We start from the raw sequence: 16,816 nt of genomic DNA, 5'->3' as shown, positions 1-16,816 counted from the left end.
CATACGTGCCATGGGTCCGGCCCGAGGTCCCCCTGCTCGCCCACCGTGGGGAAAGACGGGGGGTGTCGTGCCGGTTCCGGTGCGTGCTCAAAACTGCTCAGGCAGGCTGCTCAGGCAGTTGGGGAGGCTCCCGGAAGAAGGGTGGTCCCGAAGCGGGACACGAAGCACCGCGCCTCAAAGACGTCGGTTGCAGACTTGAGGTTAACACTACCGGCTCCAACAAACATTCCCCCTCTCACTCACCGGCAATCACTTGTCACTGCGAGCCGAGCGGCAGAACGCTCGTACCCCCGGCGTCGAGAGAGAGCCGGTTCGCCGCCCATCCCTCACCCGCCAGCCGCGCGACCTTGTCGGCCGCACCGTCCTCGACCAGCGCCAGGACCGTGGGTCCCGCGCCGGAGATGACCGCCGGGACGCCGTCCGCGCGCAGCCGGTTGACCAGGGCGACGCTCTGCGGCATCGCCGGTGCCCGGTAGTCCTGGTGGAGCCGGTCCTCGGTGGCCGGCAGGAGCAGTTCGGGACGCCGGGTGACGGCTTCCACGAGCAGCGCCGCGCGACCCGCGTTGGCGGCCGCGTCCACATGGGGGACGGTGCGCGGCAGCAGCCCGCGCGCGGTCTCCGTGAGCACCGGCCTGCCGGGGACGAAAACCACCGGAACGATGGAACCGGCGGGATTCATCCGGATCGCCCGCGCCGCTCCCCCGTCCATCCAGGCGAGGGTGAAGCCGCCGAGCAGACAGGCCGCGACATTGTCGGGGTGTCCCTCGATCTCGGTCGCCAGCTCCAGCAGCGCGGCGTCGTCGAGCCGCGCGTCGCCGCCTATGGTGACCGCCCGCGCGGCGACGATCCCGGCGCAGATCGCGGCCGAGGACGAGCCGAGGCCACGCCCGTGCGGGATGCGGTTCGCGCAGACGACCTCCAGGCCGCGCGGCTGACCGCCGAGCAGGTCGAAGGCGATGCGCAGGGACCGTACGAGCAGATGGTTCTCGTCGCGGGGCAGCGTCCCGGCGCCCTCGCCCGCGATGTCGACGTGCAGCCCGGAGTCGGCGACCCGGACGACCACGTCGTCGTAGAGGCCCAGCGAGAGTCCCAGGGCGTCGAAGCCCGGACCGAGATTGGCGCTGGTGGCGGGGGTGCGCACCCGTACGGCGGCGGCGCGGAACGCGGGACCGGCCATCGCTTCGACGACTCTCCTTGACTGCGGGTTGGATTCCCGCGCGGGGTGCGGGACATACGGAACGCCCGGGGGCGGACAGAGGCATCAACACCACGCGGCATATGCGGCGGGCGGGATTGAGTACAGCCTATCGAAGGTTGGTTCCGCCGCGACATAGGGCGCACAGGAGGCGCACGATGCGTGTCGCGGGACCTCCTGTGCGCCTTTGTCGCTCTTGCCGTACTTCGGGGGCCGCCGCCGGGCCGCTCCCAGGGCGGGCGGCCCCCTGTGTCAGGACGTGAGCCCGAGCCGCTGCGCCGCGGCGACCGCGTCGATCGGCACGGTGACCGGCTGCGGCGCGCCCGCGACCGCCCAGTCCGGGTCCTTGAGGCCGTTGCCGGTGACGGTGCAGACGATGCGCTGACCGGGGTCGACCTTGCCCTCCTCGGCCGCCTTGAGCAGCCCAGCCACGGAGGCGGCCGAGGCGGGCTCCACGAAGACGCCCTCCTGGGCGGCCAACAGCCGGTAAGCGGAGAGGATCTGCCGGTCCGTCACCTCGTCGATGAAGCCGCCGGACTCGTCACGGGCGGCCAGCGCGTACTGCCAGGAGGCCGGGTTGCCGATCCGGATCGCGGTGGCGACGGTGTGCGGGTCCTTGACGATCTCGCCGCGCACGATCGGCGCGGAGCCGGACGCCTGGAAGCCCCACATGCGCGGCGCGCGTCCCGCGACGCCGTCGGCGGCGTACTCGGTGTAGCCCTTCCAGTAGGCCGTGATGTTGCCGGCGTTGCCGACGGGCAGCACATGGATGTCGGGGGCGTCGCCCAGCGCGTCCACGATCTCGAAGGCCGCGGTCTTCTGCCCCTCGATACGTGCCGGATTGACCGAATTGACCAGCGCCACCGGGTAGTTGTCGGAGAGCGAGCGGGCCAGCGTCAGGCAGTCGTCGAAGTTCCCCTCGACCTGGAGGATCTTCGCGCCGTGGACCAGCGCCTGGCCCATCTTGCCCAGCGCGATCTTGCCCTGGGGCACGAGGACAGCGCAGACCATCCCGGCGCGCACCGCGTAGGCGGCGGCCGAGGCGGAGGTGTTGCCGGTGGAGGCGCAGATGACCGCCTTGGCGCCCTCCTCCTTGGCCCGGGTGATGGCCATGGTCATGCCGCGGTCCTTGAAGGATCCGGTCGGGTTGGCGCCCTCGACCTTGAGATGCACCTCACAGCCGGTCCGCTCGGAGAGCACCTGCGCGGGTACGAGCGGCGTACCGCCCTCGCGGAGTGTGACGACCGGCGTCGTGTCCGTCACCGGCAGGCGGTGCCGGTACTCCTCGATGATGCCGCGCCACTGGTGGGTGCCCTCGCGGGTGCCATTGCTGGTCATGGGTCCCTTACTCCCCTTCAACACGCATGATGCTGGCGACACCGCGCACGGTGTCGAGCTTGCGCAGCGCTTCGACGGTCCCCGAGAGGGCGGCGTCGCGCGCGCGATGGGTGACGACGACGAGGGAAGCCTCGCCGTCTCCGTCCGGCCGGCCTTTCTGCCGGACGGTGTCGATGGATACGCCGTGCTCGGCGAAGACCGCCGCGACCTGGGCGAGCACACCCGGTTTGTCGGCCACGTCGAGGCTGATGTGATACCGCGTCACCACGTCGCCCATGGGGCTGACCGGCAGCCGGGTGTACGCGGACTCACCGGGGCCCGTCGCCCCGGCCAGCTTGTTGCGGCAGACGGCCACCAGGTCGCCGAGGACGGCCGAGGCGGTGGGTGAACCGCCCGCGCCGGGACCGTAGAACATCAGCTGTCCGGCCGCCGCCGCCTCGACGAAGACCGCGTTGTACGCCTCGCGCACGGAGGCCAGCGGATGGCTGAGCGGGATCATCGCCGGGTGGACGCGGGCGGTGACGGACCGGCCGTCGGCGGCGCGCTCGCAGATCGCGAGGAGTTTGACCGTACAGCCCATGCGTTTGGCGGAGGCGAGGTCGGCGGAGGTCACCTCGGTGATGCCCTCGCGGTGGACGTCGTCCAGCCGCACCCGGGTGTGGAAGGCGATCCCGGCGAGGATGGCGGCCTTGGCGGCGGCGTCGAAGCCCTCGACGTCCGCCGTCGGGTCGGCCTCCGCGTAGCCGAGGGCGGTGGCCTCGTCGAGCGCCTCGGAGTAGCCGGCGCCCGCGGTGTCCATCCGGTCGAGGATGAAGTTGGTCGTGCCGTTGACGATGCCGAGGACGCGGTTGACGGTGTCCCCGGCGAGGGACTCGCGCAGCGGCCTGATCAGCGGGATCGCCCCCGCGACGGCCGCCTCGAAGTACAGGTCACGGCCGTGCCGCTCGGCGGCCTCGTAGAGGGTGGTGCCGTCCTCGGCGAGCAGCGCCTTGTTGGCGGAGACCACGGAGGAGCCGTGTTCGAACGCGGTGGTGATGAGCGTACGGGCGGGCTCGACGCCGCCGATCACCTCGACCACCACGTCGATGTCCCCGCGCTTGACCAGGGCGGTGGCGTCGGTGGTGATCAGCGCGGGGTCGATACCCTCGCGCACCTTGGCGGGGCGCCTGACCGCGACCCCGGCCAGCTCGACCGGGGCCCCGATCCGCGCGGCGAGGTCGTCGGCGTGCGTCGTCATGATGCGCGCCACCTCTGAGCCGACCACACCACAGCCCAGCAGCGCCACCTTCAGCGGACGCGTACGCATCATCCGACCTACGCCTTTCATCCAACACAGCCGTTCGAGCACGAGAGATACAGCAAGCGGTACAGGATCAGTGCGATCCAGTCTCACTCACCGGACGGGACTTTCTGTCCTTCGTCCAGATTGCGAGATGTTTATTTCATTCTCCGACATCCAGACGCAGAAGATCTTCCTCCGTCTCGCGCCGGACGATCACCCGCGCCGCACCGTCCACGACGGCCACGACGGGCGGGCGCAGGGCGTGGTTGTAGTTGCTCGCCATGGCGCGGCAGTACGCGCCGGTGGCGGGGACGGCGATCAGGTCGCCGGGCGCCAGGTCGGCGGGCAGGAACGCGTCCCGTACGACGATGTCACCGCTCTCGCAGTGCTTGCCGACGACGCGGGTGAGCATCGCCTCGGCGTCGGAGCTGCGGGAGACGAGCGCGACGCTGTACTCGGCGTCGTACAGCGCGGTACGGATGTTGTCGGACATGCCACCGTCCACACTGACATACGTACGGAGTCCTTCGAGCGGCTTGATGGTGCCGACCTCGTACAGCGTGAACGCCGTGGGTCCGACGATCGCGCGCCCCGGCTCGACGGAGATCCGGGGGGTGCGCAGCCCGGCCGACTCGCACTCGCGGGTGACGATGTCGCTGAGCGCCTTGGCGATCTCGTGCGGTTCGCGCGGGGTGTCCTGCGGGGTGTACGCGATGCCGAGGCCGCCGCCGAGGTCGATCTCGGGCAGCTCGACGCCGTGCTCGTCGCGCACTTCGGCGAGCAGCCCCACGACGCGGCGGGCGGAGACCTCGAAGCCGGCCATGTCGAAGATCTGCGACCCGATGTGCGAGTGGATGCCGATCAGTTCCAGCCCGTCGAGCTGGAGGGCCCGCCGGACGGCTTCGGCGGCCTGGCCGTCGGCGAGCGCGATGCCGAACTTCTGGTCCTCGTGCGCCGTCGCGATGAACTCGTGCGTGTGCGCCTCGACGCCGACGGTGACCCGGATCTGGACGGGCTGGCGCTTGCCGAGGCGCCGCGCGACATGGGCGACCTGGACGATCTCCTGGAAGGAGTCGAGGACGATCCGGCCGACTCCGGCGTCGACGGCGCGCTCGATCTCGTCGGCGGACTTGTTGTTGCCGTGGAAGGCGATGCGCGAGGCGGGCATCCCGGCGGCCAGCGCGGTCGCCAGCTCGCCGCCCGAGCAGACGTCGAGGTTGAGGCCCTCCTCGTGCAGCCAGCGGACGACGGCGCGGGAGAGGAACGCCTTGCCGGCGTAGAACACGTCGGCGCCGGGGCCGAAGGCGTCCGCCCAGGCGCGGCAGCGGGCCCGGAAGTCGGCCTCGTCGAGGAAGTAGGCGGGGGTGCCGAACTCCTCGGCCAGCCGCGTCACCTCGATGCCGGCGACGGTCGCCACCCCGTCCTCGTTCCGGCGGACCGTGCGCGACCAGACCTTCGGGTCGAGGACGTTGAGGTCGGCGGCGGGGGCGGTGTAGTGGCCCTCGGGCAGCACGTCTCCGTGGCGGGGGCCTGCGGGGTGTGCGGAACGGCTCATGTTCGTGGCTCTCTTGCTTGTTCAGAGGTGTTCTGGGGCGTCGATGCCGAGCAGGGACAGGCCGCCGGCCAGCACGGCCCCGGCGGCGACGGCGAGCGCGAGCCGGGAGCGGTGGGCGGCCGAGGGTTTCTCGTCACCGAGCGGCAGCGGACGGGCGGTCTCCTGGAAGCGCAGGAAAGCCTCCGCGGTGTGTTCGAGATGGCGGGCGAGCCGGTCGGGCGCGCGGAGCCGGGCGGCGGCCTCAAGGACGCCGGGGTGGTCGTCGAGGGCCGTGAGCAGATCGGTGTGCGCGGGCTCGCTCCCCTCGTAACCGGGGGTGAGACGGAGCTGCCGCGCGCCCCGTTCGAGGGCCCGGGCGCGGGCGTACGCGTAGCGCACCCGGAAGAGGGGGTTGCTCTCGCGCTGGACGAGCAGCTCGGGGCCGGTGTACGGGCGGTCGTGCGCGGCGGGCCGCAGCAGCGCCCAGCGGGCGGCGTCGGGCCCGAGCCGGAGGAAGAGGTCGCGGCCGGCGGGGGCGTGGGTCACCCGGAGCGTCTCGGCGGCTCCTGGTACGACGTCCGCGTCGGCGCCCTGGGAGTGGAGCAGCGCGACGACGGTACGGGTCCAGAGGTCGGCGCGCTCCTCGGCGGCGGGCGCGAAGCGCGCGGTCGTACCGGCGAGGGCGTCGCCGTGACCGTAGCGCCTGCCCTCGCGCAGGACCGTACGGACCAGCCCGACACGCGGCCGTTCGCGGCTGCCGGGGGCCAGGGTGAAGTTCAGGAAGCCGGGGCCGGTGATCTCGACGCGTTCGACGGCCCCTTCGGCTCCGGGGGCCGAAGCGACGCGGGCGCGCAGGATCTCGGCGACCTCGCGGGGCGGTCGCCCGGCCGGGCCGGCCAGTCGCAGCGCGATGCCGGTGGCGTAGTCCCCGCTGCCGCCGGGGCGTGGCCGTTCGATCTCGACCCGGTCGGGCACGGGCCCGGGCAGGGCGTCGTCCTCGACGGCGCGGCGCACGGCGTGCCGCACGGTCCGGGAGAGTTCTGCGGGGGTCACGGGTCCAGCGTATGGGAGGGGGGTGGGCTCTTGGCGAACCGGTTTCGCGATACGGGCAGCCGCGGGCGGTCGGCTCCCGGTACGACCGGATGGGCCGGCGTCGCGTCGGGGTCGCGTCGGGGTCGGCCGCGGGCGCTTCGGGACGGCTGCGCGCGGTCGGCTGCGGGCGGTCAGCTCCGGGCTGAGCCGGCCCGCCCGGCGCCGTACCGCTCGTCGCGCGCGGGCGGTGCCTCCTGGCGGGTCAGCCGCCGCACGAGTCCGACCAGCTCCGACGGCTCGAAGGGCTTGGAGAGGAAGGCGTTCGCCCCGGCGGCGAGGCCCGCCTCCACCTCGTAGAGCGTGCAGGCGCTGACGATGGCGATGGGCAGCCTGCGGGTGCGGGGATCGGCGCGCAGCCGGGCGGCGGTGCGCACCCCGTCGAGCCGGGGCATCCTCATGTCGAGGGTGATGGCGTCGGGCCGTACGTCGTGCACCACGTCCAGGCATTCGGCACCGTCGGCCGCGGTCACGACCTCGAACCCCTCCAGTTCAAGGTTGACCCTGATCAGCTGCCGGATGACTCTGTTGTCGTCGACGACGAGCACCCGGCCCGATGCCCCGGACACCATTCGAGAGTAGGTCCGAACGCGGTGCCGCGTCCGGGTTTTGCCCACTTCCACCCGGCGCGGACGGCGGGTGTGCGCCCCGGGCATAGTCTCTGCGGATGGAGCAGAACGAAGTTGTCCTCAGAGCCATCGGGATCCTGACGCAGTCGGCGGAGTGGGTCAGGACGGCGGGCTCGGAGGCCCCGGAAGCGGCGGGCGCCGCCGGGGGCCCGGAGCCGGACGGCACGCCGGGAGCCGGGCAGATCGGTTCGCTGCTCGCCGAGGTCTTCCCCTCCTTCACGGTCTCCCCCGAGGCGACCCCGCTGGAGGCGGCGCACGCGGTGACCGAGGCGGCGCTGCCCGCCGTGATGCGGCTGATCGGCGCGTTCTCGTACATCTACGCGGAGCTGGCGCGGGTCCATGACAGCGGGCGTACGGACATCACGTCGGAGGAGCTGCTGCGGGAGCTGGCGCTGCGGATGTCGCGGCCGGGCGAGTAGGCGGCGCGCCGGGGCGCGGGCGCCCGGGCCGACGGATGGCCCCTCGCGGCGTGCGGCCGGGCCGACGGATGGCCGCTCGCGGCGTGCGGCCGGGCCGACGGATGGCCGCTCGCGGCGTGCGGCCGGTCAGCTGTGGCCGGGCCGGACGGCTTCCAGGTAGGCGTAGATGGCGTCCCGGTTGCGGGCCAGGCACTCGACGCGGCGGTGGATGCGCTCCGCCTCCTCGCGCAGCAGGGCGGCCGTCTCCGGGGTCAGGCACTCCGGGTGGAGATGGATCTGGTCCGGCCTGTTCAGGAAGGGGAGAATCCGGCGGATGATCTCGGTGGTGAGGCCGGAGTCGAGCAGACCGCGGATCTGCTGGACGCGGTGGACCGCCGCTTCGTCGTAGGCGCGGTAGCCGTTGTCGGCCCGCTCGGGGTGGAGCAGGTCCTGCTCCTCGTAGTAGCGCAGCATGCGGGTCGGGACGCCGGTGCGGCGGGACAGTTCACCGATGCGCATCGCTCACTCCCCGCTGGGACAGGCTTGCCTTCACACTGATGTGAAGGTCTCACGATGGTCGCATGTCCACCGCGTCGAGCGACAGCGGCACAGCCCTGTCCACTCCGTCCCCCGCCCCCGCCCGGTCGACGAGGCTGCCCCTGGCGGGGCTGCTGGCCCTGTTCACGGCCGCGTTCACCGCCGTCATGACCGAACTGCTGCCCGCCGGGCTGCTGCCCGGGATGAGCCGGAGCCTCCAGGTGTCCGAGGGGCGGGTGGGATTTCTGGTGACGGGATACGCCGCCGCCTCGTTCGTCGCCGCGATCCCGCTGACGGCGGCGCTGCGCGGGGTGCGGCGGCGTCCGGTGCTCATCGGGGCGCTGGCCGGTTTCGCGCTCTGCAACGCCGTGACCGCTCTCTCCTCCGCGTACTGGCCGACGTTCGGCGCCCGGCTGCTGGCCGGGGTGATGGGCGGCACGCTGTGGGCGATGCTCGCGGGGTACGCGGCGCGGATGGTCCCGGCGGAGCGGCGGGGGCGGGCCATCGCGATCGTGCTGGCGGGGATCACCGTCGCGCTCTCCCTCGGCATCCCGGCGGGCACGGCGCTGGCGTCGCTGGCCGGCTGGCGTGCGGCCTTCGGGACGGTGGCGGTACTGGCGGGCGCGCTGGTGCCGTGGGTGGTCCGGCGGGTCCCGGACTTCCCGGGCGAACCGGCCGCCGAGCGGGTGCCGTTGCGTGCCATCGCCGCCGTACCGGGCATCGCCGCGGTGCTGGCCACCACGCTGCTGCTGCTCCTGGGGCACCAGACGATGTACACGTACATGGCGCCCTTCTCCGCGCACGCGGGCTTCGGCCGTACGGGACTGCTCCTGCTCGTCTTCGGCGCCGCCACGGTGGCCGGGATCTGGCTCACCGGGGCCCTCATCGACCGCCACCCGCGCGCGACGCTGCTGGCCGCGCTGGCCGCCATCGCGGCGGCACAGCTCGCGCTGGGCCTCTTCGGCGCGCGTCCGGCGGTCCTGCCGACCGCCGTCGCGGCCTGGGGGGTCGCCTTCGGCGGGGCGCCGACCCTGATCCAGACGGCCCTGGTCCGGATCTCCGGCCCGTCCCGCGCGGACGTGGCGACGGCGATGCAGACGACCGTGTACAACGCGGGTATCGCGGCGGGCTCCCTGGCGGGCGGTCTGGTCCTGGAGTCCACCGGCGCCGGCGCCCTCCCCTGGACGGCGCTGCCGCTGATCGCGGCGGCGCTGGTGGTGGTCGGGACGGCGCGGCGGCACGCGTATCCGGGGCGCTGAGAGGGCGTTACCGAGCGGTACGGGGCGCGGGGTGGGCGAGCGGATCGGACCTTGGCGACCATCGCGCGCGTTCCGCACAGGGCGGCGATGTCATCGGGCTCCGAGGTGAGCACGGTGACCGGGCCGGGGGCCGGGAGGACGGTCGCGGAGCGTACGGCGTCGATGGCGTATCTGTGGCCGTGCGGGTTCGCGGCGGCCGGAAGCGCGGCTGCCCGGCGGGCGATCTCTTCGGGGACAGGCGCGATGGCCGAGCGGGACAGTGTCCGTTCGAGGGCGGGACGCTTCATCTGCGCGTGGACGACCTCGACGAGATGGCCGCGCTCGTGATCACGTCCCCCGGCCCCGCCCCGGCAGCACCCCGATCGCCGCCACCGGGATCGCCGCCAGGGCCAGCCACACCAGCGGCCCCGGCAGCCCCGCGTCCGCCAGCGCCCCCGTCGCCGCGCTGCCCGCCAGGACGATCAGGCCGGAGGCGGAGGACAGCGCGCCCGTGTAGAGGCCGAGGCGGCCGGGGGCGGCGAGGTCGGGGAGCCAGGCGCGGGCGGCGGGGGCGATGAGCATCTGGCCGAGGGTGAGCAGCGCCACGAAGCCCGCCGCCGGGAGGAGGCCCGCCGGGCCCGTGCGGTCCGCCGGGAGCGTGGCGGCCACCAGCGCGAAGCCCGCCGACAGGAGCAGCAGCCCGGCGGCCAGCGAGCGGCGCAGGCCGAGGCGGTCCGCCGCCCAGCGGGTGACCGGGAGCTGGGTGGTGACGACGAGCAGCGAGGAGAGGGCGAACAGCCAGGCCAGCGGCGCCTGGGAGCCCGCGGCGCGCTCCACCTCCGCGGGGAGGGCGAGGTAGAGCTGGTTGTACGCCAGCAGGTAGGTCCCGTACACGGCGCACAGCGCGAGAAAGGGCCGGTCGCCGAGCATGCGCCGCACTCCGCCCCGCCCGCTCGCCCGGAGGCGGCCGGGGATGTGCTGCGGCAGCAGCCACGCGTGTCCGGCCAGGACCAGGACGAAGATCCCCGCCCCGGCGAGGCAGACCGTACGGAAGTCCACCGCCAGCAGCAGCGCCCCCAGCAGCGGTCCCACGAACGCGCCCGCCTGCCCGGCCGCGGTGAACAGCGCCAGGACCCCGGTGCGCGGCCCGCCGCCCGCCTCCTCGCGGGCCACCGCCTGCCGGGCCACCTCGGACTCGACCGCGGGCGAGAACAGCGCGGCGGCGAAGCCGATCAGCAGGACGGCGCCGATGACCGATCCCGTACGGTCCGCGTAGCCGAGCCACGCGAACCCGCCGATCCGCAGCGCGCAGCCCGCCAGCACCACGGGCCGTACGCCGTACCGGTCGGTCAGCGCGCCGCCGACCACGAACAGTCCCTGCTGGCTGAACGTCCGCAGCCCCAGGACCAGACCGACCAGCCAGCCGGCCATGCCGATCCCCGCGCCGAGGTGGTCGGCCAGGAACGGCAGTACGGCGAAGAAGCCGATGTTGAAGGCGAGTTGGGTCAGGATGAGCAGCCGCAGCAGCGGGGACAGTTCGCCCCGGAGCCCCGAGCGGGCCGGCCGCAGCGACCACGGCCACGGCCTCGGCCGGGACGCGCGGGCGCCCTCGGCCTCGCCGTCCGTCACCGCCCGGGGGCCGGTCATCCGGCGCTCCTGGGGGCCGCCGTCCCGTAGCCGCGCGGGGAGGGCTCCGGGCGCCGGTCCGGCCGCCGGCGCCACGGCCGGCCGCTGCCCGCTCGTACCCCGCCCGCCGCCGAGACCGCCAGCGCGCCCAGCAGCGCCAGTACGGCGGCCGGCGCCAGCACCGCCCAGGGCGCGCGTTCCGCGTAGGGGAGGTTCTCGGCGAGCAGCAGTCCCCACTCCGGCGACGGCGGCTGCGCGCCCAGGCCCAGGAAGCCCAGGGAGGCCAGCGCGAGCGCCACGGCGGGCAGCCGCACCAGCGCGTGCCGGGTGACGGGCGGGACGACGGCGGGCAGCAGTTCGTACCGCAGCAGATACAGCGGGCCGGCGCCGAGCGCGCGGGTGGCGCTGAGATGGGTGGTGGCGCGTTCCTGCACCAGCAGCCCGGCGGTGTGCGCGGTCAGCGGCGCCCAGGCGACGGCGGCGACCGCCAGCGCCGGGGTGTACGGGCCGCTGCCCGCGACCCCGGCGACGAGGAGTCCGGCGAGCACGGGCGGCACGGCGTTCACCGTGTCGACGGCCGCGCCCGACACCCTCGGCACCAGCCCGAGCACCACGCCGACCAGCAGCGCGGCGGCGCTCACCGCGAGGGCCACGGCCAGCGTGGTGAGCGCGCCGTGCCCCACCCGGGCCAGTACGTCGCGGCCCAGCGCGTCCGTGCCGAAGGGGTGCGCCCAGGACGGCGGGCGCAGCCGGGCCCCGGTGTCCAGCGCCAGCGGATCGCGGGTCAGCCCCGCGACGACGACGCCGAGCAGCGGCATCCCGTACCAGAAGGGCAGCAGGGAGCGGGCCGGCGCCGCCGGCCGGTGCGGTGAGGTGAGCGCGCCGTCGCGCAGGACGGGGCCCAGCAGCAGCCGGGCCGCGCCCCTGGTGGCACCGCCCGCGGCGGCGGCGAGCAGCAGGAGGGCCAGCGTGCCCGTCTGGAGCACCGGCAGGTCCTGGGCGACCGCCGCCTGGAGTGTGAGCCGGCCGAGGCCGGGAATGTCGAAGATCCGCTCCACGGCGACCGACCCGCCGGTCAGGCCGACGACGAACAGCCCGAGGTTCGGCAGCAGTCCGGGGAAGCAGCGCCGCAGCGCCTGGCGGGCGATCCGCCGTCCCGGCAGGCCGCGCGCCCGCGCCGCCAGCGCCCACGGTTCGGCGAACGCGCCGGGCAGCGCGTCGTCGACCAGCCGGCCGAGCAGCGCTCCGGCGGGCACACCGAGCGCGAGCGCGGGCAGCACGAGCCAGCGGGGCCCGTACCAGCCGAGCGCGGGCAGCCAGCCCAGCTGTACGCCGACCACGGTGGCCAGCACGGACGCCGTCAGGAACTCGGGGAGCGCGGCCAGCATCGCGGCCACACCGCCGGCGCGCGGCCCGACCGGCCGCCCCGCGGCGCCGCGCCGCAGTGTCCGGGCGCACACCAGCGCGGCCGTCACCAGCGCCGCCACCATCGCCACGCCCATGAGCAGCAGCGATACGCCGAGGGCCTGGCCGACGGCGGGCAGTACGGCGCTCCCGGAGATCCAGGAGTGGCCGGCGTCGCCGTGGGCCAGGTCGCCGAGCCACTGCCCGAGCAGCCGCAACGGCCCGGCGTCCAGGCCGAGTTGGTCGCGCACCGCCGCCAGCGCCTCGGGGCTGGGGTCGCGGTCGGCGGACCGTGCCCGCAGGACGGTCAGCGCGGGGTCGGTGCGCGCGAGCCACGGCAGCAGGCCGATGGCGCACAGCAGCCCGCCCGCGAGCACGGCGCGCCACAGGGCCGCAGCGCCCGGCCGGGATATGCGGGCCCGGGAGGTACGGGACACGGCTCAGCGCCGGGTGCCGGTGGCGACGACGGTGCGCTCGTACGGGTCGAGGAGGACACCGCTCACCGCGGCGGAGACGCCGAGGATGTTGCGCTGGTGCACGAGCGGGACGACCGCGTCCGTGCCCAGGATGGTGGCCTCGGCCGCCATCGCGGCGTCCTGCCGCTTCTCCGGGTCGGCGATGGCTGCGGCGGTGGCGACGGCCTTGTCGACGGCCTTGTCGCAGAGCCGCGCCAGGTTGTACGTGCCGTCGCAGGTGTAGTCGCCGGCGAGGACGGAGACGGGGTCGCCCGTGTCGAGCATGGTGTTGCGCGCGCCGACGAACGCGTCGAACTTCCCGGCCAGCGCGTCGCCCTCGATGCGTGAGGACTCCCGTACGGTCAGCGTCACCTTGAAGCCGGCCTTCTCCAGTTGCTGCTGGAGCACCTGCGCGACCTCGGGCAGTTCCGGCCGGTTGTCGTAGGTGGCGAGCCGGACGGTGGTGCCGTCGGCCCGGGCGGCCGAGGCGCGTCCGGTGGGCGGCAGACGCTTGGCCGCCGCCCAGTTCAGCGCGGGTCCGAAGATGCCCTGGCCGGGGTCGGCGTATCCCTCGTAGACGTTCTCGGCGAGGACGGAGGTGTCGATCGCGGCGCGGGCGGCGGCCCGCAGCTTCGGATCGGTGAAGGGGCCGGAGGCGGTGTTGAGATGGAGGCTGGTGGTGCGGGCGGTGGGGATTTCCCGGCCGGTGCCCTTGGCGAGGGAGGAAGCCTGCGCGACCGGGAGCGCCTCGGCTATGTCCTGCTCGCCGGTGCGCAGCGCGTTGGCGCGGGCGGTGCCGTCGGCGATGAACGTGGCGTCGATGCCGGACGCCAGGGCCAGGCCGCCCCAGTAGTCGTCGTAGCGGTCCAGGGTGGCGGAGGAGGAGCCGTTCACCCGGGTGAGGGTGAAGGGGCCGGTGGCGTGGCCGACCGGGTCGGCGGCGCCCTTCGCGCCGTACGCCTTCGGGGACAGGACGGCGAGGCTGGGCCCGGCCAGCCGCAGCGGCAGTACGGGGTCGGGCTGCGCGGTCGTGACCCGGATCCGGCGGTCGCCGTCCGCGCGGGCGGTCAGGGTGGTCCCGGCGAGCGCGGCGGGCGCGGGGCCGGCCTGCGCGGCGTGGGTGAGGGCGGTGGCCGCGGCGGACGCGGTGACCGGCGTCCCGTCCTGGAAGCGGGCGTCGCGCAGCGTGAACAGCCAGGTGCGGGCGGACTGCTTGGTCCAGGACTCGGCGAGCGCGGGGGCGGCGGCGCCGTTCCCGTCGAGCTTCGTCAGCCCCTCGGTGACGCCGAGCCGGCTGAGGAGGGTCGCGTCGGCTCCGTACGGGGAGAAGGACTCGGCGGGCGGGAAGGCCAGCGCGACCCGCAGCCGTTTGCCGCCGGCGGAGTCCGCCGCGGGGTCCGAGGAGCCGCCGGAGGCGAAGCAGCCGGAGAGCAGCGGGGCGAGCAGCAGGCCGGCGGCCCACCGGTGGCGTCGGACGGAGCGCATGATCCTCGTTCTCTGTTCTCTGCGGGTCTGTGCGTGACACACCGGCCACGGGAGCGTGGCGCGAGCGGCCACCGGCGGAACGAACGAGAGATTACATGGCAACCGTTTTCATCAGCTGATCGGTACCTCGAAGTGCACGATCCCCTGCCCGCCGCCCGCGATCTCCTCGCGCTCATCACACACCGCCTTGCCCATCGAGCGCCAGAACGCCTCGGCGCCGGGCACCGCCGGATCGGTGTGCAGATAGACCGAGCGGTATCCGCCGTCCGCCGCCGCGAACGCCACCAGTTCACGCACCAGCGCCCGGGCGAGACCCTGGCGGCGATGGCCGGGACGGGTGTAGACGCGGCGCAGCTGAGCCGTCTCGCCGGACGGGTAACGCTCGGCCATCCAGGGCGGGTTGGGGGGATGGACCGGTCCGCGGGAATCGAGCGCGGCGACGGCGGCGACTTCGCCGTCGCTCTCGTCGAGGGCGACGAGCAGGGTGTGCCGGGGCGGGGTCAGATACGCGCCGGCCAGGTCGATGATGTCGGCGTGCCAGCGCGGCACGTAGCCGGTTTTGAAGTCGCGGTAGACGGTGTCGAGCATGACGGCGCGCGCGGCGTCGATGTGGTCGGCGGCGGCCGTACAAATGCGGTAGCTGGGCACTTGCGCATCATACGCATTAAGCCTCGGATGCCTGCGGGTGCCCTCGGCCGGACGGCGCGGAGCCGTCAGCCGGCCGCCCGGACCGTGCCGAGGAAGCGGACGTGCGGCCGGCCGTCGGGACCGTCCGGGGTGACGGTGGCGCGTACGCCGTAGACGGCCGCGATGAGCTGCTCGGTGAGGGTCTCCCGTGGCGTGCCGCCGGCCACGACGCGGCCGTGCTGGAGCACCACGACCTGGTCGCAGTACATCGCCGCGAGATTCAGGTCGTGCAGGGCGATGACGGTGGTGACGGGGAGCGTGGCGACCAGGTTCAGCAGGTCCAGCTGGTGCTGGATGTCGAGGTGGTTGGTCGGCTCGTCCAGCAGCAGTTCCCGGGGCTCCTGGGCGAGCGCGCGGGCGATCTGCACGCGCTGGCGCTCGCCGCCGGACAGGGTGTGCCAGGACTGGCCGGCCCGGTCGGTGAGTCCGGTCCGTTCCAGGGCCGTACGCACCGCCTCGTCGTCACCGGCCGACGCCGGCGTCCACGCGCGGCGGTGCGGGACACGGCCGAGGCGTACGACTTCACGCACGGTCAGCTCGACCTGCGTACCGGCCTGCTGCTCGACGACCGCGACCTGGCGGGCGATCGCCCTGCGGCCGATGTCGGGGAGCGGGCGGCCGTCCAGGGTGACGACGCCGGAGGCGGGGGCGAGGACTCCGGCGAGCAGCCGCAGGAGGGTGGACTTGCCGGAGCCGTTCGGCCCGAGCAGCCCGAAGGTGGAGCCGGGCGCGGGCGCGAGGCCGACGCCGTCGAGGATGAGCCGGCCGCCGGCGGTACGGGAGACGCGCTCGGCGCGCAGACCACTGCGCGGGGCGTTCATGACGCGACGCGCCGCCCTCGGTAGAGGACCAGTACGAACGCCGGTACGCCGATCAGGGACGTCACCACGCCCACCGGTACCTCCTGCGGGTCGAGCACGGTACGGGCCAGGGTGTCGACCCAGACCAGGAACACCGCCCCGGCCAGGGCCGTCACCGGCAGCAGCCTGCCGTGTCCCGGGCCGACCAGCGCGCGGGCGGCGTGCGGCAGCACGAGACCGACGAAGCCGATCGCCCCCGCCGAGCTGACCAGCGCCGCCGTCAGCAGGGCCGTCACGCAGAGCAGCACCAGGCGGGTACGGGCGACGGAGACGCCGAGTGTGGCGGCGGCCTCCTGCCCGAACGCGAACGCGTCGAGGGTCCTGGCGTACCCGCCGCACACCAGCAGCGCGAACGCGAGCACCGCCGAGCAGACCCACACATCGGTCCAGCCCGCGCCGCTGAGCGAGCCGAGCAGCCAGAACAGCACGCCGCGCGTGGTCTCCGCGCTGGCCGACGTCATGACGACGAAGGAGGTGAGCGCGGAGAACAGCTGCATCGCCGCGACCCCGGAGAGCACCACCCGGTCCGTCGTCCCGCCGAGCGTGTGGCTGAGCACCAGCACCATCGCGAACGAGCAGAGGGCGCCCAGGAACGCGCCGCCGGAGACGGACAGCGCGCCGCCGCCCGTCCCGAGGACGACGACGAGCACGGCGCCGGTGGAGGCGCCCGAGGAGACGCCGAGGACGAACGGGTCGGCGAGCGGGTTGCGCAGCAGCGCCTGCATGACCGCCCCGCACACCGCGAGCCCGGCGCCGCACACGGCCGCGAGCAGGGTGCGCGGCAGCCGCAGGTTCCATACGATCCCGTCGCGGATCGGGGAGAGCCGGGACTCGCCCCAGCCGAGATGCCCGGCCACCACGGACCAGACGTCACCGACGCGGATCTGCGCCGGACCGATGGTGATGGCGACCGCGACGGAGGCGACCAGCGCGGCGAGCCCGCCGAAGCACAGGAGCAGCGCGCGCGGGCTCCCCGGCCCCCACAGGCTCCGCAGGCCGCGCGCGGGCACGCCGGTCACGGCCGTACCGGCGCCGGGGTCCAGGACGGCGTCCCGCTCC

The 16,816-nt window shown here is 74.3% G+C and carries 15 protein-coding genes and 1 pseudogene; 2 read left to right on the top strand and 14 right to left on the bottom strand.

Going from position 1 to position 16,816, the window contains the following annotated elements:
* Positions 1-256 precede the first annotated feature (256 nt).
* From thrB to ACFY6S_RS24590, 6 genes are all read right to left on the bottom strand, one after another.
* Complete coding sequence (gene thrB / locus ACFY6S_RS24615) at positions 257-1,177, bottom strand: homoserine kinase (RefSeq protein ID WP_388815002.1); 921 nt, start codon at positions 1,175-1,177, stop codon at positions 257-259.
* Between the two features lie 270 nt (positions 1,178-1,447).
* Positions 1,448-2,533 (bottom strand): threonine synthase, encoded by a 1,086-nt coding sequence (thrC, locus tag ACFY6S_RS24610; RefSeq protein WP_388815004.1) that lies wholly within the window; start codon positions 2,531-2,533, stop codon positions 1,448-1,450.
* A 7-nt stretch (positions 2,534-2,540) separates the two neighbouring features.
* On the bottom strand, positions 2,541-3,842 hold the full coding sequence (locus ACFY6S_RS24605; protein WP_329063403.1) for a homoserine dehydrogenase: 1,302 nt from the start codon (positions 3,840-3,842) through the stop codon (positions 2,541-2,543).
* Positions 3,843-3,975: 133 nt separating this feature from the next.
* Positions 3,976-5,370, bottom strand: coding sequence for a diaminopimelate decarboxylase (lysA, locus tag ACFY6S_RS24600; RefSeq protein ID WP_388815007.1), 1,395 nt, complete (start codon positions 5,368-5,370; stop codon positions 3,976-3,978).
* Between the two features lie 21 nt (positions 5,371-5,391).
* A complete protein-coding gene (nrtL, locus tag ACFY6S_RS24595; RefSeq protein WP_388815009.1) occupies positions 5,392-6,402 on the bottom strand; it encodes an ArgS-related anticodon-binding protein NrtL in 1,011 nt (336 codons plus the stop codon).
* A gap of 170 nt (positions 6,403-6,572) precedes the next feature.
* Positions 6,573-7,094 carry a response regulator gene (locus ACFY6S_RS24590; protein ID WP_388815011.1) on the bottom strand — a complete coding sequence of 174 codons (522 nt, stop codon included), beginning with the start codon at positions 7,092-7,094 and terminating at the stop codon, positions 6,573-6,575.
* Between the two features lie 11 nt (positions 7,095-7,105).
* Here ACFY6S_RS24590 and ACFY6S_RS24585 point away from each other — a divergent pair, with 11 nt between their 5' ends.
* Entirely contained in the window at positions 7,106-7,486 is a 381-nt protein-coding gene (locus ACFY6S_RS24585) for a hypothetical protein (RefSeq protein ID WP_388815013.1), read from the top strand.
* A 126-nt stretch (positions 7,487-7,612) separates the two neighbouring features.
* Here ACFY6S_RS24585 and ACFY6S_RS24580 read toward each other — a convergent pair whose 3' ends face one another.
* Complete coding sequence (locus tag ACFY6S_RS24580) at positions 7,613-7,984, bottom strand: MerR family transcriptional regulator (protein ID WP_388815015.1); 372 nt, start codon at positions 7,982-7,984, stop codon at positions 7,613-7,615.
* Between the two features lie 62 nt (positions 7,985-8,046).
* Here ACFY6S_RS24580 and ACFY6S_RS24575 point away from each other — a divergent pair, with 62 nt between their 5' ends.
* Positions 8,047-9,261 (top strand): MFS transporter, encoded by a 1,215-nt coding sequence (locus ACFY6S_RS24575; protein ID WP_388815017.1) that lies wholly within the window; start codon positions 8,047-8,049, stop codon positions 9,259-9,261.
* Positions 9,262-9,308: 47 nt separating this feature from the next.
* Here ACFY6S_RS24575 and ACFY6S_RS24570 read toward each other — a convergent pair.
* The 7 genes and pseudogenes from ACFY6S_RS24570 to ACFY6S_RS24540 form a co-directional block, all read right to left on the bottom strand.
* A pseudogene (locus ACFY6S_RS24570) lies at positions 9,309-9,592 on the bottom strand (DNA-binding protein); the annotation flags it as partial.
* Positions 9,589-10,887, bottom strand: coding sequence for an MFS transporter (locus ACFY6S_RS24565; RefSeq protein ID WP_388815019.1), 1,299 nt, complete (start codon positions 10,885-10,887; stop codon positions 9,589-9,591). The pseudogene ACFY6S_RS24570 and the gene ACFY6S_RS24565, both read right to left, overlap by 4 nt.
* The gene (locus ACFY6S_RS24560) at positions 10,884-12,707 is read right to left on the bottom strand and encodes an ABC transporter permease subunit (protein ID WP_388815020.1); all 1,824 of its coding nucleotides are present in this window, start codon (positions 12,705-12,707) and stop codon (positions 10,884-10,886) included. The genes ACFY6S_RS24565 and ACFY6S_RS24560 overlap by 4 nt, the downstream gene beginning before the upstream one ends.
* Positions 12,708-12,710: 3 nt before the next feature.
* The gene (locus ACFY6S_RS24555; protein WP_388815022.1) at positions 12,711-14,210 is read right to left on the bottom strand and encodes an ABC transporter substrate-binding protein; all 1,500 of its coding nucleotides are present in this window, start codon (positions 14,208-14,210) and stop codon (positions 12,711-12,713) included.
* Positions 14,211-14,321: 111 nt separating this feature from the next.
* Complete coding sequence (locus ACFY6S_RS24550; RefSeq protein WP_388817848.1) at positions 14,322-14,798, bottom strand: GNAT family N-acetyltransferase; 477 nt, start codon at positions 14,796-14,798, stop codon at positions 14,322-14,324.
* Positions 14,799-14,923: 125 nt separating this feature from the next.
* Positions 14,924-15,718, bottom strand: a complete 795-nt coding sequence (locus tag ACFY6S_RS24545; RefSeq protein WP_388815024.1) for an ABC transporter ATP-binding protein — start codon at positions 15,716-15,718, stop codon at positions 14,924-14,926.
* Positions 15,715-16,752, bottom strand: coding sequence for a FecCD family ABC transporter permease (locus tag ACFY6S_RS24540; RefSeq protein WP_388817852.1), 1,038 nt, complete (start codon positions 16,750-16,752; stop codon positions 15,715-15,717). The genes ACFY6S_RS24545 and ACFY6S_RS24540 overlap by 4 nt, the downstream gene beginning before the upstream one ends.
* Between the last annotated feature and the right edge of the window lie 64 nt (positions 16,753-16,816).

Source organism: Streptomyces sp. NPDC012835 (assembly GCF_042900885.1).
In the GTDB taxonomy this organism is placed as follows: Bacteria; Actinomycetota; Actinomycetes; order Streptomycetales; family Streptomycetaceae; genus Streptomyces.
This window is presented reverse-complemented; position numbering and strand designations above follow the sequence as displayed.